19 protein-coding genes and 1 riboswitch are annotated in these 18,739 nt (G+C 70.2%); of the genes, 6 read left to right on the plus strand and 13 right to left on the minus strand.

The genetic code is table 11. The features are described 5' to 3' along the window. The first annotated feature begins 118 nt into the window (after positions 1-118). Complete coding sequence (locus tag ACIRC0_RS20795) at positions 119-490, plus strand: hypothetical protein (protein ID WP_403617602.1); 372 nt, start codon at positions 119-121, stop codon at positions 488-490. 16 nt (positions 491-506) lie between these two features. Here ACIRC0_RS20795 and ACIRC0_RS20800 read toward each other — a convergent pair whose 3' ends face one another. The 9 genes from ACIRC0_RS20800 to ACIRC0_RS20840 form a co-directional block, all read right to left on the minus strand. After that, the gene (locus ACIRC0_RS20800) at positions 507-1,883 is read right to left on the minus strand and encodes an NtaA/DmoA family FMN-dependent monooxygenase (RefSeq protein WP_403617603.1); all 1,377 of its coding nucleotides are present in this window, start codon (positions 1,881-1,883) and stop codon (positions 507-509) included. A 20-nt stretch (positions 1,884-1,903) separates the two neighbouring features. After that, positions 1,904-3,115 carry an LLM class flavin-dependent oxidoreductase gene (locus ACIRC0_RS20805; RefSeq protein WP_403617604.1) on the minus strand — a complete coding sequence of 404 codons (1,212 nt, stop codon included), beginning with the start codon at positions 3,113-3,115 and terminating at the stop codon, positions 1,904-1,906. A gap of 110 nt (positions 3,116-3,225) precedes the next feature. Next, the gene (locus ACIRC0_RS20810) at positions 3,226-3,336 is read right to left on the minus strand and encodes a putative leader peptide (protein ID WP_403617605.1); all 111 of its coding nucleotides are present in this window, start codon (positions 3,334-3,336) and stop codon (positions 3,226-3,228) included. 101 nt (positions 3,337-3,437) lie between these two features. Continuing rightward, positions 3,438-4,463, minus strand: a complete 1,026-nt coding sequence (locus ACIRC0_RS20815; RefSeq protein ID WP_403617606.1) for an ABC transporter substrate-binding protein — start codon at positions 4,461-4,463, stop codon at positions 3,438-3,440. A gap of 75 nt (positions 4,464-4,538) precedes the next feature. Beyond that, positions 4,539-5,324 carry an amino acid ABC transporter ATP-binding protein gene (locus ACIRC0_RS20820; RefSeq protein WP_403617607.1) on the minus strand — a complete coding sequence of 262 codons (786 nt, stop codon included), beginning with the start codon at positions 5,322-5,324 and terminating at the stop codon, positions 4,539-4,541. Further along, a complete protein-coding gene (locus ACIRC0_RS20825; RefSeq protein ID WP_403617608.1) occupies positions 5,321-6,304 on the minus strand; it encodes an amino acid ABC transporter permease in 984 nt (327 codons plus the stop codon). The genes ACIRC0_RS20820 and ACIRC0_RS20825 overlap by 4 nt, the downstream gene beginning before the upstream one ends. Positions 6,305-6,630: 326 nt before the next feature. Continuing rightward, positions 6,631-6,740, minus strand: a riboswitch (SAM riboswitch). An 89-nt stretch (positions 6,741-6,829) separates the two neighbouring features. Next, the gene (locus ACIRC0_RS20830; protein ID WP_403617609.1) at positions 6,830-7,714 is read right to left on the minus strand and encodes a glutathione S-transferase C-terminal domain-containing protein; all 885 of its coding nucleotides are present in this window, start codon (positions 7,712-7,714) and stop codon (positions 6,830-6,832) included. 112 nt (positions 7,715-7,826) lie between these two features. Further along, complete coding sequence (locus ACIRC0_RS20835; protein WP_403617610.1) at positions 7,827-7,949, minus strand: hypothetical protein; 123 nt, start codon at positions 7,947-7,949, stop codon at positions 7,827-7,829. Between the two features lie 115 nt (positions 7,950-8,064). Next, positions 8,065-9,234, minus strand: coding sequence for a glycosyltransferase (locus ACIRC0_RS20840; RefSeq protein WP_403617611.1), 1,170 nt, complete (start codon positions 9,232-9,234; stop codon positions 8,065-8,067). Positions 9,235-9,542: 308 nt separating this feature from the next. On the opposite strand from ACIRC0_RS20840, the gene ACIRC0_RS20845 reads away from it, so the two are divergent. Together ACIRC0_RS20845 and ACIRC0_RS20850 are read left to right on the plus strand one after the other, a co-directional pair. Next, positions 9,543-10,193: a hypothetical protein gene (locus ACIRC0_RS20845; RefSeq protein ID WP_403617612.1), complete on the plus strand. Its 651-nt coding sequence runs from the start codon at positions 9,543-9,545 to the stop codon at positions 10,191-10,193. A gap of 248 nt (positions 10,194-10,441) precedes the next feature. After that, entirely contained in the window at positions 10,442-11,242 is an 801-nt protein-coding gene (locus ACIRC0_RS20850; RefSeq protein ID WP_403617613.1) for a hypothetical protein, read from the plus strand. A gap of 63 nt (positions 11,243-11,305) precedes the next feature. Here the strand turns inward: ACIRC0_RS20850 and ACIRC0_RS20855 are convergent, their stop codons facing one another. The 3 genes from ACIRC0_RS20855 to ACIRC0_RS20865 all read right to left on the minus strand — a co-directional run bounded on the left by ACIRC0_RS20855 (position 11,306) and on the right by ACIRC0_RS20865 (position 14,207). Further along, positions 11,306-12,403, minus strand: a complete 1,098-nt coding sequence (locus ACIRC0_RS20855; protein ID WP_403617614.1) for an ABC transporter substrate-binding protein — start codon at positions 12,401-12,403, stop codon at positions 11,306-11,308. A gap of 65 nt (positions 12,404-12,468) precedes the next feature. Then, a complete protein-coding gene (locus tag ACIRC0_RS20860; RefSeq protein ID WP_403617615.1) occupies positions 12,469-13,350 on the minus strand; it encodes an ABC transporter permease in 882 nt (293 codons plus the stop codon). Beyond that, complete coding sequence (locus ACIRC0_RS20865) at positions 13,347-14,207, minus strand: ABC transporter ATP-binding protein (protein ID WP_403617616.1); 861 nt, start codon at positions 14,205-14,207, stop codon at positions 13,347-13,349. Before ACIRC0_RS20865 ends, ACIRC0_RS20860 begins: the two co-directional genes overlap by 4 nt. Before the next feature lie 307 nt (positions 14,208-14,514). Here ACIRC0_RS20865 and ACIRC0_RS20870 point away from each other — a divergent pair, with 307 nt between their 5' ends. The 3 genes from ACIRC0_RS20870 to ACIRC0_RS20880 all read left to right on the plus strand — a co-directional run bounded on the left by ACIRC0_RS20870 (position 14,515) and on the right by ACIRC0_RS20880 (position 17,622). Then, positions 14,515-16,176: an ATP-binding protein gene (locus tag ACIRC0_RS20870; protein ID WP_403617617.1), complete on the plus strand. Its 1,662-nt coding sequence runs from the start codon at positions 14,515-14,517 to the stop codon at positions 16,174-16,176. Then, positions 16,176-16,865, plus strand: coding sequence for a response regulator (locus ACIRC0_RS20875; RefSeq protein WP_403617618.1), 690 nt, complete (start codon positions 16,176-16,178; stop codon positions 16,863-16,865). The genes ACIRC0_RS20870 and ACIRC0_RS20875 overlap by 1 nt, the downstream gene beginning before the upstream one ends. 220 nt (positions 16,866-17,085) lie before the next feature. Continuing rightward, entirely contained in the window at positions 17,086-17,622 is a 537-nt protein-coding gene (locus tag ACIRC0_RS20880; RefSeq protein ID WP_200422004.1) for an NUDIX hydrolase family protein, read from the plus strand. A 111-nt stretch (positions 17,623-17,733) separates the two neighbouring features. Here ACIRC0_RS20880 and ACIRC0_RS20885 read toward each other — a convergent pair whose 3' ends face one another. Further along, on the minus strand, positions 17,734-18,720 hold the full coding sequence (locus tag ACIRC0_RS20885) for an aldo/keto reductase (RefSeq protein ID WP_403617619.1): 987 nt from the start codon (positions 18,718-18,720) through the stop codon (positions 17,734-17,736). Positions 18,721-18,739 lie beyond the last annotated feature (19 nt).

The following is an 18,739-nucleotide window of genomic DNA, read 5'->3' on the forward strand; positions in this document are numbered from 1 at the left end:
CCCCGGCCGGATCCGATCCGGCCGGGGCGGTCGCGCATGGTTCGGCTGACCACCCCGCTGTCAGTACCGGGGCCTAACGTGGTCGGTGTCGGCATGGTCGGAGAGGGCGAGGCGAGCTGTGATCAACGGGTATGTCATCGGCGAAAGTCTGCGCACCGGTGCGGTGTTCGAGCCGGAGGGCCTGCGCATCCGCAAGGTGAGCCGCATCGACGTCTCCAGGAGTGCACGGGACGGGCAGCCGTCCACCTGGACCTTCGTCGAGTTCGAGACGGACGACTCCCGTGCGACCGCCCTCTCGCAGGCCCTGGCCGAGGCGCTGGAGCCGGACATGGGCTGGTACTCGGACTTCCTGGTCGGGGACGACCGGGTGGTCGTCTTCGCCGGGAAGGTGTTCCGCTATCGGCGCGGCGATGCCCAGGGCCGCGCCGAAGCGGTGGCGTACGGCCGGAGCGTGGGCACTCCCGAGGACCAGCTCGACTGGAAGGAGTGACCCGCCGGACGCACGCCTACGAAGCCGCTCGCTCCCTGGGCGCCCCGGTGTCCGGGTGGGCGAGGCCCAGGTGGTCGCGCAGGGTCGTGCCCTCGTAGTCGGTGCGGAAGACGCCCTGCTCCTGCAGGAGCGGGACGACCTTGTCGGCGAACGGGTCCAGGCCGCCGGGGGTGATGTGCGGGACCAGGATGAAGCCGTCGGAGGCGTCGGCCTGCACGAACTCGTTGATGGTCTTCGCGACGGTGGACGGGGAGCCGACGAAGGTCTGCCGGTTTCCGGTGTGGATGACGAGGTCGCGGATGGACCAGTTGTTGGCGGCGGCGAGCTCCCGCCACTCGCGGGCGGTGGCCAGCGGGTCGCGGTACATGCGCACCTGGGCACGGCCGCGGGAGATGTGCTCCTCGCTCACGTTCGGGTCGACGTCGGGCAGCGGGCCGTCCGGGTCGTACGCCGACAGGTCCCGGTTCCAGACGAACTCCAGGTGCTTGATGGCCGTGGCACCGCTGACCTGTTGCCGGCGCACCTCGCGGGCCAGGTCCTCGGCCTCCGCGTCCGTGTCGCCGAGGACGAAGGTCGCGGCGGGCAGGATGAGCAACTGGTCGTGTCCGCGCCCGTACTTGGCCAGACGGCCCTTGACGTCGGCGTAGAAGGCCTGGCCCGCCTCCAGGGTGGCGTGCCGGCTGAAGATGGCGTCGGCACTGGACGCGGCGAACTCGCGGCCCTCCTCGGAGTCGCCCGCCTGAAAGACGACCGGGCGGCCCTGCGGGCTGCGCGGGACGTTGAACCGGCCGTGTATGTCGAAGTGCTTGCCCTGGTGGACGAAGGCGCCGGCCTTGGCGTCCCGCAAGAAGGTGCCGCTGGCCTGGTCGGCGAGGATCTCGTCGCCGTGCCAGGAGTCGAAGAGTTCGTTCGCGGTGGCCAGGAACTCCTTCGCCCGGGAGTAGCGCTCCTCCTGCGGCAGGAAGCCGCCTCGGCGGAAGTTCTCGCCGGTGAAGGCGTCCCAGGAGGTGACGACGTTCCACGCCGATCGTCCGCCGGAGAGGTGGTCGAGGCTGGCGAACTGGCGGGCCACCTCATAGGGCTCGTTGAAAGTGGAGTTGATGGTGCCGGTCAGGCCGAGCCGGTCGGTGACGGCGGCCAGGGCGGCGAGCACGGTGAAGGTGTCGGGGCGGCCCACGACGTCCAGGTCGTAGATCTTCCCGCCCTGTTCGCGCAGGCGCAGGCCCTCGGCGAGGAACAGGAAGTCGAACTTGGCCCGTTCGGCGGTGTGCGCGAAGTGGACGAAGGAGCTGAACTCGATGTGGCTGCCGGCCTTCGGGTCGCTCCACACGGTGGTGTTGTTGACGCCCGGGAAGTGGGCGGCCAGATGGATCTGCTTCAGCGGCTTGCTCATGGTCTGCGGGTCCCTCCGGCTCAGGCGGTGACGGCTGCGGAGTAGCGGTTGGCGGGGCGGGCGAGCCCGAGCAGTCCGCGCAGGGTGTCGGACTCGTAGGCGCGGCGGAAGGCGTCACGGCGCTGGAGCTCGGGGACCAGGCCGCGGGTGATGGCGGGGAGGTCATGGCCGGCGACGGCGGGGCGCAGCCGGAAGCCGGTCAGACCACCGGACCGCAACTCCTCGAGAAGATCGGCGAGTTGCGCGGGGGTGCCGGTGAAGACGCGGGCGTCGCTGGTGTACTCGTATCCGGCGAGGTCGTCCAGGCGCTGCTTGCGGGCCGTGGCCCTGGCCGGGTCGTCGTCCAGGAAGACCACGAGGTCGCCGAAGACGTGCAGCGGCTCCTCGGCCCGGCCCGCCGTCTCCTGCTCGGCGCGGATCTCGGCGACGATCGCCCGGGCCTGGTCGGCGTCGTGCGGGGTGACGTAGCCGATGTCGGCCTGGCGGGCCACCAGCCGGTAGGGGACGGTCTGGTGGGCGAGAGCGGTGACGATCGGCTGGCCCTGCGGCGGTCGGGGCGTGATGGACGGGCCCTTGACGCTGAAGAACCTGCCCTCGAAGTCGATGTAGTGGAGCTTGTCCCGGTCGATGAAGCGGCCGGTGGCGACGTCCCGGATCTCCGCGTCGTCCTCCCAGCTGTCCCACAGGCGCCGGACGACCTCGACGTAGTCGGCGGTCTCGTCGAACAGGTCGGTCACGACGCCCCGGGCGGCCGGGCTGTCGTAGGCGTCGATCCTCGGGATCGTGCGGCGGCCGAAGTGCGCGGCCTCGTTCGGACGCGCGGTGATCTGTACACGCAGGCCCGCACGGCCCGTGCTGACGTAGTCCAAAGTGGCGATCGCCTTGGAGATGTGGAACGGCTCTGTGTGAGTGGCCACCACGGTCGGCACCAGCCCTATGTGCCGGGTCAGTGGCGCGACACGGGAGGCGACGAGCACGGCGTCCAGTCGTCCGCGTACCTGGTCGGTGCGCTCGTCCGGGTCGAGGAACTGCGAGGACTGGGGTCCGAGCCCGTCCTCGATGGTCACGAAGTCGAGCAGACCGCCTTCGGCCTCGGTGATCAGGTCGGCCCAGTACCCGGCCGTGAACAGGTCCCGGGGCCGGGCCACGGGCTCGCGCCAGGAGGCGGGATGCCAGCCGGTGCCGTCCAGGGCGACGGCGAGGTGCAGGTGCGAAGGAGAAGTCGAGGACACGAGTGGGTGCCTTCCTGAAGTCCGTACGAGATGGCCGGCCGGCGCGAGCGGGCGCGGCGGAGGGCGAGCGCGGCGAGACGGGGGGGACCCCCGGCCGAAGCTGGGGACGGTCAGGAACAACAGAGCGCGCCGGCCACGCGCAGCAGATCGATGTGGGCCCGGGAGTGCAGAAGCGGACGGCGGGACGGCTTCAGGGCGCGGGCGTGCACGGTACCGGTCACGTCCTGCACCTCCGTCCCTACGGCCGTCGTGGCGCGCAGCTCGTCGTCAACGACAACAGCCCCGCTCCGCCGTCTGTTCCGCACTCCGGGCATCCCTTCGGTCAGGAGTTGTCGAGCGGCAGCCCGGGCGGGTTGACCTGGGACCTGGCGACGGCCTCGTTGGACAGGTTCCAGGCGGCCAGCCACTTGGCGTACTGGCCGTTCTCGATCAGGTGGTTGATGGCGTCGGCGAGGGGCTTCGCGAGCCCGCTGTCCTTCTTCGCGGTCGCAGCGATCAGGCCCTGCAGGGACTCGCCTGCGCCGGAGAACTCGCCCGCGTTGCGGGTCGCCTGGGGCGTGTTCGCGACCTGCCTGATGTGGTAGGCGATACCGGGGTTGGGGCCGAAGTACGCGTCGATCTTGCCGCTGGACAGCGCGAGGTAGGTGCCGTTGCGGTCCGGGTAGTACTTGACGGTGAGCTTCTTGCCCTCCTTGGCCAGCTTCGCCTTCCACTCCAGGAGGAGCTTCTCCTGGTTGGTGCCCGAGCCGACCGAGACGGTCCTGCCCGCGAGGTTCTCGTAGTCGCCGTCGAAGTTCCAGGTGCTGGTCCTCGGCACCTCGAAGGCCAGGTTGTCCTGCCGGTAGGAGGCGAACTCGTACTTCTTCTTGCGCTCCTCGGTGTCGGTGACGTTGGAGAAGGCCACGTCGACCTTGCCGCTGTCGATGCCGACGAACAGGTTCTCCCAGGTGAAGTTCTTCAGCTCGGGCTCGAGGCCGAGGACCGCGGCCACCAGGCGGCCGAAGTCGGGTTCGGCCCCGGTGAGGGTCTTCTGGTCACTGCCCACGTACGCCAGCGGTGCGAAGCCGGAGGGCAGGGCGCCGACGCCGATCTCCAGCTTGCCGCTCTTGCGGATGGCGGCGGGCAGTTCGGCGTTGAGGGACTTCACCTCGGACACCTTGAGGGCGGTCTGCGTGGCGGCGCCGTTGGAGAGCTGCCCCACGGTGACCGTTCCGGAGGATGCGCTGTCCGTGTTGGTGGCGGCGTCGCTCGTGCCCCCGCACGCGGCGAGTCCGACGGCGAGGGAGGCGACGGCGGTGCCTGCGGTGAGGCCGCGCAGGAGTCGGGCGCGAAGACTGAGGGTGGGCATGGCTGTCCTTGTTCGGTGAGCGGTGGCGGTGTGGCGTGGGGGGAGGCTTGGGAGAGGAACGCGGAACCGGCGGGTTCAGAGCACCTTGCTCAGGAAGTCCCGGGTCCGCTCGTGCCGCGGGTTGTCGAGGACCTCGGCGGGCGGCCCCTGTTCGACGATCCGGCCGTCGTCCATGAAGACCACCCGGTCGGCGCATTCGCGGGCGAAGCCGATCTCGTGGGTGACGATGACCAGCGTGGTGCCGCCGCCGGCCAGGTCCTTGATGACGGCCAGCACCTCGCCGACGAGTTCGGGGTCGAGGGCCGAGGTGGGTTCGTCGAAGAGGATGACGCCGGGCCGCAGGGCGAGCGCGCGGGCGATGGCGACGCGCTGCTGCTGGCCGCCGGACAACTGCCGCGGGTAGGCGCCGGTCCTGTCGGCGAGTCCGACCCGGCCGAGCAGGTCCAGGGCGAGGTCCCGGGCCTCCGGCTTGGTCAGCTTGCCGGTCGCCACCGGCGCCGCTGTCACGTTCTCCAGCACGGTCAGGTGCGGGAAGAGGTTGAAGTTCTGGAAGACGAATCCGATGCGGCTGCGCTGGCCCAGGATGATCCGCTCGCTCAGCTCCTTGAGGTGGTCTCCGTGCCGGCGCACGCCGATGGGCTCGCCGCCGACGCTGACATAGCCGCGGTCGGGCTTCTCCAGGTGGTTGATCACCCGCAGCAGGGTGGACTTGCCGGAGCCGGACGGGCCGAGGATCACGGTCACCTCGCCCGGCCGTACGGTCAACTCCACGCCGTGCAGTACCTGGTGGGCGCCGAACGCCTTGTGCACGTCGTGCACCTGGATGGCGGCGGGGCGGGTCTGGAGCGTGTCGGTGGTCATACGGCGGCCTCCCTGCGCGCGCGGGCCCGCAGATCGGCGAGACCGGTGCGGAGCTTCTGCAACGGGGTCGGCGGCAGCGCGCGGGTGGCGCCGCGGGCGTAGTACCGCTCGACGTAGAACTGGACGACGGACACGAGGCTCGTCAGGATCAGGTACCAGGCGGTGACGACCAGCAGCAGCGGCACGATGTCGCCGGGGTAGGTGCTGCCCATGGTCTGCGCGGAGCCGAACAGGTCGAGCAGCGACACGTAGAACACCAGTGACGTGCTCTTGACCAGGCCGATCAGCTGGTTGACGTAGTTCGGGGTGATGGACCTCAGGGCCTGCGGGAAGACGATCAGCCGGAACTGGTGACCCTTCGGCAGGCCGAGCGCGGCGGCCGCCTCGTGCTGGCCCTGGTCGACCGAGAGGATGCCGCCGCGGACCACCTCCGCCGCGTACGCCGCCTCGTTCAGGCTCAGTCCGACGACGGCGACGACCATGTCGGTGGCGAGCTTGGACTCGTCGAAGCTGAAGAACGCCGGGCCGAAGGGCACGCCGACGCTCAGCGTCCTGTACAGGGCGCTGAAGTTGTAGAGGAAGATCAGCACCACGATCAGCGGTATGGAGCGCAACGCCCACACGTACGTCCAGCTGACCGCGCGCAGGACCGGGCTCTTCGAGAGCCGTGCCAGTGCGAGCACGATTCCGCCGAGCAGGCCCAACACGGCGCTGAGCGCGGTGACTTCGAGCGTGATGAGCAGCCCGTCGAGGATGGTGGGACGCAGGAACCAGTAGGCGAAGCGGTCCCACTGGTAGAACGGGTTGGACACCAGGCCGTGGACGAACTGGGCGACGAGAACCAGCACGACCGCCGTGGCGATCCAGCGGCCCGGCCGGCGCAGGGGCAGTACCCGCTGGGCCGCGGGGGGCTTGTCCGCGGTGTCTTCGTCGGGCGGCGCCGTGGCGAGGGACACGACGGCTCCGGGGGGTTCACTCATGACAGGCTCCAGCGGAGTCGGACGCCCCGGCGGCGCGCCACGGCACCGCCCGGCGGCGCGGGCCGCGGCGTGACGAGGCTGGTGAAGCGCAGTGCACCGGGGACGGGACGGAACGAGGGCACACCGCGGCGGCGGTGCGCGTCAGGGATTCAGAACGCCGTCAGCCGTGACAGCGGGCAGAGCCCGGGGTGGTACACAGTGCGCTGTTGACGCGGAGGAGGTCGACGGAACGGTTGGCGCACAGCAGGACGCAGCCGCGGAGCCGCACTGCGGCTGTCCTCGAGGCTGCGTACATCACTGTCTCCGTCGTTCTTCCGGCCCGGGGGGCCACGCGCTTACCGAAACGTCATCCGGTCGGGTCGTCACCTGGGGCACCCCACCGCGGTGCGAGGGTTGCCGGTCAGCCAGCCAGGGCTTGTCGCTGACGCTCATGACCTTTCTGGCCGTAAGTCAATACAGGCTCCGCAAGCGATGTCAACGTGCGTCCGGCACGTGATACGTGCTCAGCGGGCGCCGTTCTCCGCCTCAACCGGTGTGCGTGGCAGCGTCGTTGGGGACGTGCGAGGCCCAGTCCAGGATCTGCACCGCGGCGCCCGCGGCCTCCAGTCCCCGGCAGTGCGCGTGGTGCCGTCGGGCGATGCCGGCGTGGTCGAGGTGTGGACCGAAGGCGGGGTGGGCGGCCAGCCGGCGGGCGTACGCCCACAGGTGCGGGTGGCCGGCGATGCGGTGCACCGCGGCGGCGTCCAGGTGCCAGCGGTGCACGGTGTCGAGCTGCACCAGGCTGACCCACAACTCCACGTCCGCTGCGGTGAGTCGGTCGCCGAGCAGGTACTCCTGACGGCCGAGCCGTCCCTCCAGTGACCGCAGGGTGCACAGCAGCGAGGTGAGCGCGGCGTCCCGCTCCTCCGTGTCGGCGTCGACGCGTCCGGCGCGCTGGGCCGCCGCGTCGATGCCCTGCTCGCACAGCCGCTTGACACCCTCGATCTCGGCGTCCGCCCCCTGCGGATACAGCGCGGGGTGGTCCGTGCCGAAGTGCCGCGCCAGGTCGCGCATGATGTCCGGAGCGTGGGTGCTGACGATCCGGCCCGACCAGTCGTCGCTGAGCACCGGCGCCAGGGCGGCTCCGGGGTAGCGGTGGGCACTGGCCTCGTACAGCGGACGCAGCGCGGAGTACTCGCCGCCGGGTCCGTCGGGCACCGCGGGCAGCAGCGTGACGGGACAGACGTCCTCGAGGCCGAGCAGGCTGTGCGTGACGGCTATCCGCAGACAGTGCGGACACGCCAGTGACAGGTGGAGACGGTAGCGGCGCGGCACTGCGTAGTGGCCGCTGCGCGCGTCGCAGCCGATCCGGCCGCGGAAGGCGGGGAACGGCTGTGCGGACGGGAGTGCGGTCAGGGCATGGGCGGACATGTCTCTCCCGGGGTCCTGGGACGCGAGGGCGGGGGTGGTGGCCCACGGGCAGGCGGCGCTCTCCTGCGCGAACGGCGCGGAGTGGCGGGGGCGGGGCGTGGCTCCGCCGGCTTCAGCGCCGGTGGCTGCTCGCGCTGCAGACGCGCAGCAGATCGATGTGACGGCGGGAGGTCAGCAGGAGGGACTGCCGGCGCGTGCGGTGAACACGGCTGATGACCGGCTTCAGGCGCCCCATGTTTCCCTACCTGTCCACTAGGAAATCCCCTTTGAAGTGTCGATCCGCCTCAGGCGCACGTCAAGGGGGTGGTCCGAAAAGCAATGGAGGCGAGTTCTGGATGGACGGCGGCCTACTACCGCTTGCGCTTGGCCGTCTTCGTGGTCTTCGAGCGCCTGGCGCCCTTTCCCGCCCGGGCGGCCTTGGGTCGACCTGTCGGGGAGTACGGCTTGGGCACGTTCACGGCTCCCAGGACCGCGAACTCCCGGTTGGTCTCGGTCTGGCGACGAATGACGTCCGGCAGGTCCGGCATGGCCAGCAGCAGCTCGCAAGCGCGTAGGGAGCCGGCGTGGTCGCCCACGTGGAAGGCCGTGATCGAGAACTCGAAGAGCAGACCCCAGCGGTACACCCAGGACTTGGTCAACAGATCGTCCGGTTCCGGTCGGCCCACGACGGCGCCGAGGATGGCGTACGCGGTGTGGTGGCGGCCCTGGGTGCGCAGCCGCGAGGCCAGTTCGTAGCAGGCCTCCAAGCGCTGGGGGCGCGACTCCCAGGCCCGGGAGAACGCGTCCATCGCCCCGGCCCAGTCGTCCGCCTTCTCGGCCCTGAGGATGCCGGCCTCCAGCAGCGAGCAGTACACCTCCTCCGGCCAACCGCCCATCGCGGCACGCTGCTCGTACAGCGCGATCGCCTCTTCCGCGTGCCCCAGGTCGCGCTCGATGTTGGCCAGATAGAAGACGGTCGGCGCGTCGGAGGGGTCACGTTCGAGTTTGCGGCGCAGCAGGCACGCCTCACGCTGGACCTTGTCGCTCCGGCAGCCGCCGTCGCCGTGGTCCTCGATGACGAGTGCGTCGAGGTCCTCCTGGACGTCGGGCTCGTCGGTGCGGGGCTCGTGGGTGACGCCTTCGTAGCGCCACAGCCAGTCGCCCCGCATGAGGTGCTTGAAGCGGTGCCCGGTGCCCGGGACGTCGTGGCACAGCAGGTATGAACCCGCCGTCAGGTGCGGCAGCGGGGCGTCCTGGCGCACGACGTGACCGGCGTCGAGGGTGAGGATGTAGTCGGCCTTGCCGTGGGCGTGCTGGATGTTCTGCGTCCGGTTGTGGCCGAAGTCGATCCAGGGTTCTTCGAGGAGTTCGCCGGGGATACCGTCGAGCGTCGTGCGGATGAGATCCTGGGTACCGTCTGTCGAACCGGTGTCCGAGATCACCCAGGTGTCGATCAGGTGACGTACGGAGCCGAGGCACCGCTCGATCACGCCCGCCTCGTTCTTAACGATCATGCAGAGGCAGATGGTCTGCTTCTTCACGGCCTCACCGGTCTCGGGATGACGATGTCCTGATGGAGAGGCCGTCACTGTGACACAGGCCGGTTCTCCTCCCACCTATCCACACGGAGGGCGGGACGCAACGGCGCCCGATTGGCCGCGCACCCCCAAAGCTCGAGAAATCGTCATCGATCAATCGGCCCTACATCATCGAAGCACTCCGCTTAGTCCGATTTGTTGACATATCTGCGTGTTTTGGACAAGAACTCCCAATTGTTGGTTGTGCCTGGGTCAAGCTCACTCTCGGATTCGGGGACCTGCCCGAAAAGGTTGACACAAGGAGCACACACATGAGTCCTGAGTACAGGACGACATCGCTGCTCGGGCCGCTGGCGCGAGACAGGTTCAAGAAGGCCGGCATGATCGCCTCGCTCGCGCTGGTGATGGCCACCGGCGTGGCCGCCCCCGCCGCCCTGGCCGCGCAGACCGGGCCCGCGCACAGTGCCGTGGCCGGCGGCGACAAGTGCGACAACGACAACCACCGCGCGACCGGGATCGGGGGCGACCACGACAAGGACAAGAACAAGTGCCGCGGCGCTACGGGGGCGACGGGTGCCACCGGTGCGACGGGTGCCACGGGGGCCTCGGGTCCGTGCATCGACATCGACGCGGTGCAGGAGACCGGTAACAACGACCTCCGAGCCGCGCTGACCCCCGACGGACGGACGTTCGCGGGCATCCGCAGCGACACCGGCCCCACCCCCGTGACCAACCCGTTCGTGTGGACCGACCTCAGCACCCACCCGTCCTACCCGACGAACGCCTGCGCCGTGTCCATCAACGAGCACGGCGCGTCCACGTCGGAGAACCACCCGGTCCGCATCGATGTCATCACCACTGCAGGGACCGTGTGGGAGACCACGTGTACCGTCATGCCGGGGGCCGCGCCCTCACTCGACTGTGACAACAACCCCTGGGTCCAGTTGACCACGCCCGCCTAGGCCGAGCCGTCGCAACCGGACCCGCACGCCTGAGCCGCCCTCCCACGAGCACCCGGGGGGCGGCTCCGGCCGTGCCGGTCAAACTCCGTTCCTACCCCGCCTCGTAGATCCCTGACGAACGATGCCGGCACGGCGTTCAGGCTGCTTTCGGGTTCCCGGCGCCTCGTGGCAACGCATGCACCAGAAGATCCAAAACAATGGCAAAGGCATCTGGGGCAACGGCAGTTCCCCATGTCATCGTGCGTTGCATGAGCACAGAGCACGTCCTGGACGACCGGCCGCACGCCCATCCCCGCATACGCCGGGCGGCGAACAAGGTGCCGGAAGTCACCGTCTACTTCTGGATCATCAAGGTTCTGACCACGGGAATGGGCGAGACCGCCTCCGACTACCTGGCCCGTCTGCTCGGCCCGATCCCCGCGGTCGGCCTCGGCGCCCTCGCCCTGCTCGGGTCCCTGGTGCTGCAGTTCGCGGTTCGACGGTACGTGGCCTGGGTCTACTGGACCGCCATCGTCATGGTCAGCGTGTTCGGCACGATGGCCGCCGACGTCCTGCACGTGGGTCTCGGCGTGCCCTACACGCTCTCGACGCCGCTGTTCCTGGTGGCGCTGGGCGCCGTCTTCGCCCTGTGGTACGCGAGCGAGCGGACCCTGTCCATCCACAGCATCTCCACCCGGCGCCGCGAGGCGTTCTACTGGGCGGCCGTGCTCACCACGTTCGCGCTCGGCACGGCCGCGGGCGACCTGAGCGCCACGATCGGCCTCGGCTACCTGGGGTCCGTCGTCCTGTACGCCGTGGCGATCTGTGTGCCGGCGGTCGCCCACCGCGGGGGGCTGCTGAGCGCGGTGGCCGCTTTCTGGTCCGCGTACGTCGTCACCCGCCCCCTCGGCGCGTCGATCGCCGACTGGATGGCCGTGGCCCACAGCCGCGGCGGACTGGACTGGGGCCTGGGGCCGGTCACCCTGTCGTGGACGGTCGCGATCCTCGGCTTCGTGGCCTATCTGGCGGTCTCGCGGCGCGATGTGCGGAGCGACTCGGTCGCCGTGTGACACGCCACGGCACGGGGCCGGGCGGGTGACTCTCACCCGCCCGGCCCTGAAGGTTCCGCAGGCTCAGCCGTTCGGCCCGGCGGGGGTGGTGGTGGTCTTGAAGCCCTCGGTCTTGTTGGCCTGGACGGCGAAGTCGTTGGTGAACGTCTTGCCGAGGTCCACCGACGACTTCACGTTGCCGACCAACTGCTCGGTCGCCAGCACGGTCTTCGGACCGCCGGACGGCATGAGGCCGTCCGGGAGGAACTGGCCCTTGTCCTCGTTCAGGGCTGTGATGTAGTCGGCCTTGGTCACCAGCTGGTTCGACACGAACGACGCCGGCAGCTTGTTCGCGATGTCGGCCGCGCTGTGCGTGTTGATCCAGTGCATGGTGGCGACGAGCGCGTCGACGACCTTCTGCACGGTGGCCTTGTTCTGGTTCACCCAGTCGGTGCGGGCGAGCACACTGGCCGCTGGGTAGGCACCGCCCATCGCCGCCGTGGCGCCCTCCGTGGTGGCCAGGTCGATCGCGGAGGTACCGACGCCCTTCTTCTGGATCGCGGCGACCGTCGGCTGCGTCGTCATGACGCAGTCGACCTTGCCGTTCTGCAGCGCGGCGATGGCGGTGGAGCCGGCGCCCACCCCGATCCGGTGGAACTCGCCGGTCTTGACGCCCTTCTTGGCGCCCAGGAACTGGGTGAGGGTGTCGGTGCCCGAACCCAGGTCCGTGACGCCGAGCGTCTTCCCCTTGAAGTCGGCGCCCGAGGTCACTCCCGACTTCTTGGTGCACATCTCGCGTTCGCCCGGCGCGCCGGACAGCTGGACGACGTCCTCGACCGCCTTGCCCTTCGCCTGGAACTCGATCGTGTGGTTGTACCAGGCGCCCGCCATGTCCACCTGCCCCGAGGCCATGGCCTCCTCGGCGCCGACACCGCCGTCCTGTTCGGTGCTCAGCACGACGTTGACGCCGTACTTCTTGTAGAAGCCGAGGTCCTGGGCGAGTTGGTAGGGCAGGTAGATCTGCTTGTCGATGCCGCCGACCATGAGCTTCACCGTGGGCACGCCGCCGGAGCTGCCGACGCTCTGCGAGCTGCTGTGGGAGCCGCCGGAACAGGCGGTGGCCGTGCCGAGCGCGAGGACGGTGAGGATGGACGCGGTGACGGTGGCGGATCGTCGTGACATGGCTGGCCACTTTCCTTTTCTGGGGGTGGGACAGGGAAGAGCGGAGGGAGGAGGGTGGGACGGATTCAGAGGGCGTTCGTCGCCTCGGAGGGCGACGGCGGGCGCCAGGACAGCAGCCGGTGCTCGAGCTTGCTGATCAGCCACTCGGCGCCGAGCACGATGACCGAGATGACGAGCATCGTCGCGAACACACCGTTGGGGTCGAAGTTGTTCTGCGCTGTCTTGATGACCAGGCCGAGGCCGCTCTGTGCGCCCAGCACCTCGCCGACCAGCGCGCCGACGATGGCGAAACCGAAGGCGCTGTGCAGGCTCGCGATGATCCAGGTGAGCGCGGACGGCACGATGACGTGACGGATGATCTGCATCTGCGAGGCGCCGAGCACCCTGGCGTTGGCGAGGATGTTGCGGTCGACCTCGCGGACGCCCTGGAAGGCGTTGAAGAAGACGATGAAGAACACCAGCACCGCGGCGAGCAGGATCTTCGGGGTCACGCCGATACCGAAGGCGACGATGAAGATCGAGCCGAGGACGATGCGCGGGATCGCGTTGACCATCTTGATGTAGGGGCCGAGCACGTCGGAGAGGAAGCGGCTCTGGCCCAGCGCGACACCGAAGATCACTCCAGTGACGGACCCGACGGCGAAGCCGACGAGCGCCTCCTGGATCGTGGTCCAGATGTTCGAGTAGAAGGACCCGAATTCCGTGCCGTGCTGGAAGAGGTCGACCAGCCGCTTGGCGATGCCGGACGGCTGCCCGAAGAAGAAGGGGTCGACGATGCCCCAGGTGGTGAACGCCTGCCAGCCGCCGATGACGACGGCCGCGAGGCCGATGCGGCCCGCCCACACCAGCGCGACACGGCGTCGGACGGCGCGTTTGGCGGCGGTCGCGGCCGACACTTGGCCGCCGTCGGTGACCGGAGCGGCGGAAGCGGTGGACGTCGTGGTCATGCCGTACCTCCTGCGGTGCGTGCGTAGGCGCGCTCCACCTCCTCGCGCAGCGTGTCCCAGATCTGGTGCTGCAGTTCGATGAAGCGGGGCTCGAAGCGGATCTCCTGGACGGAGCCGCGCGGGCGCGGCAGGTCGATGTCGAAGACCGCCTTGACCGACCCGGGGCCCGACGTCATGACGACGACGCGGTCGGCGAGTGCCACGGCCTCGTCGAGGTCGTGGGTGATGAAGACGACCGACGGACGGATCTGCTCCCACAGGGCCAGCAACTCGGTCGACATGATCGCCTTGGTCTGCACGTCGAGGGCGCCGAACGGCTCGTCCATGATCAGGATCTTGGGTTCGTTGATCAGCGCCGCGGCCATCGCCACGCGCTTGCGCATACCGCCGGAGAGCTGGTGCGGGTAGCGGTCCTCGAAGCCCGCGAGGCCCACCCGGCGCAGCCAGTCGCGCGCCGAGGCGTGTGCCTTCTGCTTGGGGACGCCGCGGAAGACCGGACCCATCAGCACGTTGCCGAGGACGGTCTTCCAGGGCAGCAGCGCATCGGCCTGGAACATGAAGCTGACGCCGTCGGTGATGCCGTCCACCTCGCGGCCGCCGACCTTGACCGAACCCTCGCTCGGCCGGTCCAGGCCGGAAACCATGCTCAGTGTGGTCGACTTGCCGCAGCCGGTCGGACCGACCACCGCGCAGAACTGGCCGGGCTCCACGGTGAACGAAACACCTTGCAGCGCGGTGAACACCTCACCGGCGGGGGTCAAGAATCGCTTGGTGAGCCCGGAGATCTCGATGCGCGCGTCGTCACGGTCGATTTCGCCGGCGACCGGGCTCGTCGCGACATCGTTTCGCGAAGCCATCTGGGGCGGTCTCCTTCCTGGCCTCGGGGATCGAGGAAGTCAGACGCTAGGGGCCGCTCCATGTGACGTCGCTGTTTCCGACGTATCTCGCGATCGTTGAATTAACCGGGGTTCTGCTCGTTCAGCTCACGGCCCCCCGGACCCCGCACGTCGTACGGGATGTGCACGTTGAACGGGGTTCTGCGCATTCTGCTCAGCGGCCCGGGGGTGGGCAGAGTTTCGGCCATCGGGCACAATCGCGCCACGCGGGTCCGGCGCAGGGGCCGGACCCGGCACGACGTACGACAGGGGCAAAGAGGCGCCTGTGATGCCCATCCGTACCTGGATCGCACGCGGCGGCAGAGGGAAGCTCTCCGCCCGGATCCTCGCCAACCAGCTGTTCATCCTCGGCCTCACCGGCGTGATCGGCTTCGTGCTGTTCGCGTTCGCACAGCGGGGGGAGCTCGACCGTTCCTACGAGCAGCGGGCGTTGGCCATCGCGCGGACCACGGCCGCCGAGCCGCAGATCCGTCAGGCCATGGCGGACGGCACCGACGACGGCGTGGTGCAGACCATCGCCGAACGCGTCCGGAAGGCCTCCGGGGCGTCGTACGTGGTCGTGCTCGACCTGCGCGGCATCCGTCACTCGCACCCCATGCCGCAGCTCATCGGCGAGCCGGTGAACGAGCCCATCGAGGTGCTGGACGGCCGTCCTCGTGTCGGCAGCGACCAGGGCGCCACCGGACGGTCCGCCAACGCCAAGGCTCCCCTGTACGGGCCGTCCGGCAAGCTGGTCGGCGAGGTGTCGGCGGGGCTCCCGGAGCGGTACGTGCTCGGCGAGCTGTGGCGTGAGCTGCCCACCTTCGGCCTGTACGCGGCGATCGCCACCGCGCTCGGTTCGGCGGCCGCGTATCTGCTGGCGCGGCGGCTGAAGCGGACCACCTTCGGCCTCGAACTGGAGGAGATCGCCGGGCTCTTCCAGGACCGCGAGGCGATGCTGCACGGCATCCGGGAGGGTGTGGTCGCCTTCGACCCCGACGGCAGGGTCACCGTGGTGAACGACGAGGCCCGGCGGCTGCTCGGGCTCGGCACCGCGCTCGGCAGCAGGCTCGAGGAGGTGCTGCCCGACGGCCGGCTGCGGCGTGCGCTGGACGGCACTCTGAGCGGCACCGACGTCAGCGTCCTGACCGACGAGCACTGCCTCGTCGTCAACCGCATGCCGGTCACGCTGCGCGGCCGCGAACTCGGCGCGGTGATCACCGTACGCGACCGCACCGAGCTGATCGGACTGCTGCGCGAGCTGGACTCCGTACGGGGGCTCACCGACGCACTGCGGGCCCAGCAGCACGAGTTCACCAACCGGATGCACACGCTGGCCGGGCTGCTGGACATCGGCGACCACGACGCGGCCTACGAGTTCGCCGTCGGGTCGGCCGGCGCCGGGCAGGCACTGACCGAGTCGGTGCGCCGACGGATCGGGAACTCGCTGATGGTCGGGCTGATCGTGGCCAAGACCATGGTCGCCGCCGAACGCGGGGTGCGGATCGTGCTCGACGACGACTCCGCGCTCGGCCAGGACCCGCCGCATCTGCGCCGGCTGCTGACGATCGTCGGCAACCTGCTGGACAACGCGGTCGACGCCGCGGCGGACGGGCCGCCCCCGGCGGGCGGCCGCCAGGTGCGCCTCACCCTCACCGAGGGCCCCGACCACGTGACCGTGCGGGTGGCGGACACCGGGCCGGGGGTCCCGCCGGGCGCCACGGAGGCGATCTTCGAGGACGGCTGGTCGACCCGGCCCGAGCGGGGCACCGCCCGGCGCGGCCTGGGGCTCGCCCTGGTGCACCGGCTGGTGCAGCGGCACGGTGGCACGGTCGCGGTCAGCGAGGGCCCGGGCGCGGTCTTCACCGTCGTCCTGCCGCTGCCGGACACGGCCCCCGCGCCGCAGGGCGCACTGTTCACAACGGCGTTGCCGGTGGGAGGCGACCGCTGATGATCCGAACCCTGGTCGTGGACGACGACTTCCGGGTGAGCCACATCCACAGCGAGTACGTGAGCCGGGTCCAGGGCTTCCAGGTGGTCGGTGAGGCGGCGACCGTGGCCGACGCCCTGGAGGCGGTGCGCACCCTGCACCCGGACCTGCTGCTGCTCGACGTCTTCCTGCCGGACGGCAGCGGGCTCGATGTGCTGCGCCGGCTCACCGGCGACGAGGGCGGCTCCCGGCCGGACGCGTTCATGATCACAGCGGACCGGGACATCGAGTCGGTCCGCACCGCCATGAAACTGGGCGCCGTGGGATACCTCGTCAAGCCCTTCGGCTCCCCCGACCTCTGCGGACGGCTGACCGCCTACCGCGAACTCCAGTACCGGGTGCACGCGCTCGGACCGGCCGCCGAGACCGAGCAGGCCGATGTGGACGCCCTGTTCAGCGCCACCCGGCCGCCGGCCGTCCCACGGGTGCCGGCCAAGGGGCACTCCGCGCCCACCCTGACCCTCGTCCACCAGGCGCTGCTCTCCGCCCGCGGTCCCGTGTCGGCGGCCGAGGCGGCCGAACTCACCGGGGTTTCCCGGGCGACGGCCCAGCGGTACCTGTCCTACCTCGTCAAGGAGGGCATGGTCCGGCTGGAGCTCCGGTACGGGGCGACGGGGCGTCCGGAGCACCGGTACCGGATCGTCACCTGACCGTCCCGTTCAGGTCCCCGACCGCCGCTTTCCGGTCCCGTTCCCCGACATTTTCCTTCCCGTCCCGTTCCCCGACCGTCGCCTTCCCGTCACCGACCTGATTTCGCCGGTGCGGGAAAGCGGACCGAGCGGGCGGCCGACCACATGCCGTCGGTGTGACTTGCGTCTGACCTGGTGAGACACGCGGTCGATGCCGGGGTGTTGACCGTACGATCGGGCAATGCCTGACACGACCGAAACCACGCCCGGCTGGCTGACTCCCGACGAGCTCGAGCTGGCGCGAGCCCGCATGCCGATCCTGTACGTGGAAGCCGTGCCCGTGCGCGTCGACGACAGCGGTGAAGTCACCAGCATCGGACTGTTGCTGCGGATAGGGCCCGACGGGACCGTCAGCCGCACCCTCGTCTCGGGGCGGGTGCTGCACCACGAACGGGTCCGTGACGCCCTCCTGCGCCATCTGGAGAAGGACCTCGGACCGGTGGCGCTGCCCCGCGTTCCGCCCTCCCTGCAGCCCTTCACCGTCGCCGAGTACTTCCCGACACTGGGGATCACCCCGTTCCACGACCCCCGCCAGCACGCGGTGGCCCTCGCCTACATCGTCCCGGTGGCCGGCGACTGCCGTCCCCGCCAGGACGCGCTGGACCTGGAGTGGTTCAGCCCCCAGGAGGCCGCGTCGGCCGTGGTCCAGAACGAGATGCCGGGCGGCCAGGGCGTCCTGCTCAAGCAGGCCCTGGCCCACATCGGCTGCCTGCCCTGAGCGACGGTCGGGCCCGAGCGACGCGGCCGCCGGCCAGGTGCCCCGACGGTGCCGGGCCGGTGGTCGCGTCAACAGCGGTGTCGCGTCTGGGAGCCCCGCATCTCGGGGCTCTCAGTGCACCGCGTCCAGCCGCGCCCTCTGCTCCGCGGTCAGTTCCAGTTCCACCGCGGCCAGGTTCTCCTCCAACTGCGCCACCGACGAGGCCCCGGCCAGCGGGATCACCGGCAGGTCGCCCCCGATCTGCCAGGCCAGCACCACCTGGTTGACACTCGCCCCGGTCTCCCGCGCCACCTCCCGCAGCACCGCCAGCCGCGCCGGGGTGCCCGGGTGGTCGAAGTCACGGGGCAAGGGGACGTCCTGACGTGCGTAGGCGCCCTTGAGCAGTGGTGAGTACGCGACCAGGGTCAGGCCCGGCTCGGCGCGCAGGTAGCTCAGCAGCTCCGCGGTGGTGCCGCCGAGGCTTCCGTCCGGGAAGATCTCCTCGGGGATGTCGGTGCGCGGGCGCAGATAGCTGTGCTGGTACTGCAGCACCTCGTAGCCGGGCAGCCCGGCCGCCGCCGCGAGGGCGCGGGCGCGCTCCACCCGCCAGACGGCGTGGTTGCTCACGCCGAGCAGGCCGACCGCCCCCTCCGCGACCAGTTCGGCGAACCCCTCGACGGTCTCGCGCAGCGGCACCGCGCGGTCCTCGATGTGCGCGTACAGCAGGTCGAGCCGGTCCACGCCGAGGCGTTCCCGGCTGCGTTCGGCCGCCTCCCGGATCGCCTTCGCCGACAGGCCCTCGGGGTTGTCGACATAACTCGTGCCGGGGGCCAGCGGGCGTGCGCCGAGCTTGGTGGCGATCACGATCTCGTCGCCGATGCCGCGGCTGCGGCGCCAGCGGCCGAGCAGTTCCTCGCTCTGGCCGCCCTGGCCGCCGTCGGTCCAGAAGGCGTAGTTGTCGGACGTGTCGATGAAGTTGCCGCCCGCCTCGACATAGCGGTCGAGGACGGCGAAGGAGGTCTTCTCGTCCGTCCGGGAGCCGAACAGCATCGCGCCCAGCGCGAGCACGCTCACCCGACGGCGGGTGTTCGGATCGGTGCCGATCGTCCGGTACTTCATGGTGGTCCCTCCCGTCGCG

The organism is Streptomyces sp. NPDC093984 (assembly GCF_044764595.1).
In the GTDB taxonomy this organism is placed as follows: Bacteria; Actinomycetota; Actinomycetes; order Streptomycetales; family Streptomycetaceae; genus Streptomyces; species Streptomyces cynarae.

Bases quoted from the DNA above. Each gene is read 5' to 3' on its own strand.
- ACIRC0_RS20800 (WP_403617603.1), bottom strand. From the start codon at position 1,883: ATGAGCAAGCCGCTGAAGCAGATCCATCTGGCCGCCCACTTCCCGGGC.
- ACIRC0_RS20850 (WP_403617613.1), top strand. From the start codon at position 10,442: ATGAGCACAGAGCACGTCCTGGACGACCGGCCGCACGCCCATCCCCGC.
- ACIRC0_RS20845 (WP_403617612.1), top strand. From the start codon at position 9,543: ATGAGTCCTGAGTACAGGACGACATCGCTGCTCGGGCCGCTGGCGCGA.
- ACIRC0_RS20815 (WP_403617606.1), bottom strand. From the start codon at position 4,463: ATGCCCACCCTCAGTCTTCGCGCCCGACTCCTGCGCGGCCTCACCGCA.
- ACIRC0_RS20875 (WP_403617618.1), top strand. From the start codon at position 16,176: ATGATCCGAACCCTGGTCGTGGACGACGACTTCCGGGTGAGCCACATC.
- ACIRC0_RS20830 (WP_403617609.1), bottom strand. From the start codon at position 7,714: ATGTCCGCCCATGCCCTGACCGCACTCCCGTCCGCACAGCCGTTCCCC.
- ACIRC0_RS20865 (WP_403617616.1), bottom strand. From the start codon at position 14,207: ATGGCTTCGCGAAACGATGTCGCGACGAGCCCGGTCGCCGGCGAAATC.
- ACIRC0_RS20825 (WP_403617608.1), bottom strand. From the start codon at position 6,304: ATGAGTGAACCCCCCGGAGCCGTCGTGTCCCTCGCCACGGCGCCGCCC.
- ACIRC0_RS20835 (WP_403617610.1), bottom strand. From the start codon at position 7,949: ATGGGGCGCCTGAAGCCGGTCATCAGCCGTGTTCACCGCACGCGCCGG.
- ACIRC0_RS20885 (WP_403617619.1), bottom strand. From the start codon at position 18,720: ATGAAGTACCGGACGATCGGCACCGATCCGAACACCCGCCGTCGGGTG.
- ACIRC0_RS20880 (WP_200422004.1), top strand. From the start codon at position 17,086: ATGCCTGACACGACCGAAACCACGCCCGGCTGGCTGACTCCCGACGAG.
- ACIRC0_RS20870 (WP_403617617.1), top strand. From the start codon at position 14,515: ATGCCCATCCGTACCTGGATCGCACGCGGCGGCAGAGGGAAGCTCTCC.
- ACIRC0_RS20855 (WP_403617614.1), bottom strand. From the start codon at position 12,403: ATGTCACGACGATCCGCCACCGTCACCGCGTCCATCCTCACCGTCCTC.
- ACIRC0_RS20820 (WP_403617607.1), bottom strand. From the start codon at position 5,324: ATGACCACCGACACGCTCCAGACCCGCCCCGCCGCCATCCAGGTGCAC.
- ACIRC0_RS20860 (WP_403617615.1), bottom strand. From the start codon at position 13,350: ATGACCACGACGTCCACCGCTTCCGCCGCTCCGGTCACCGACGGCGGC.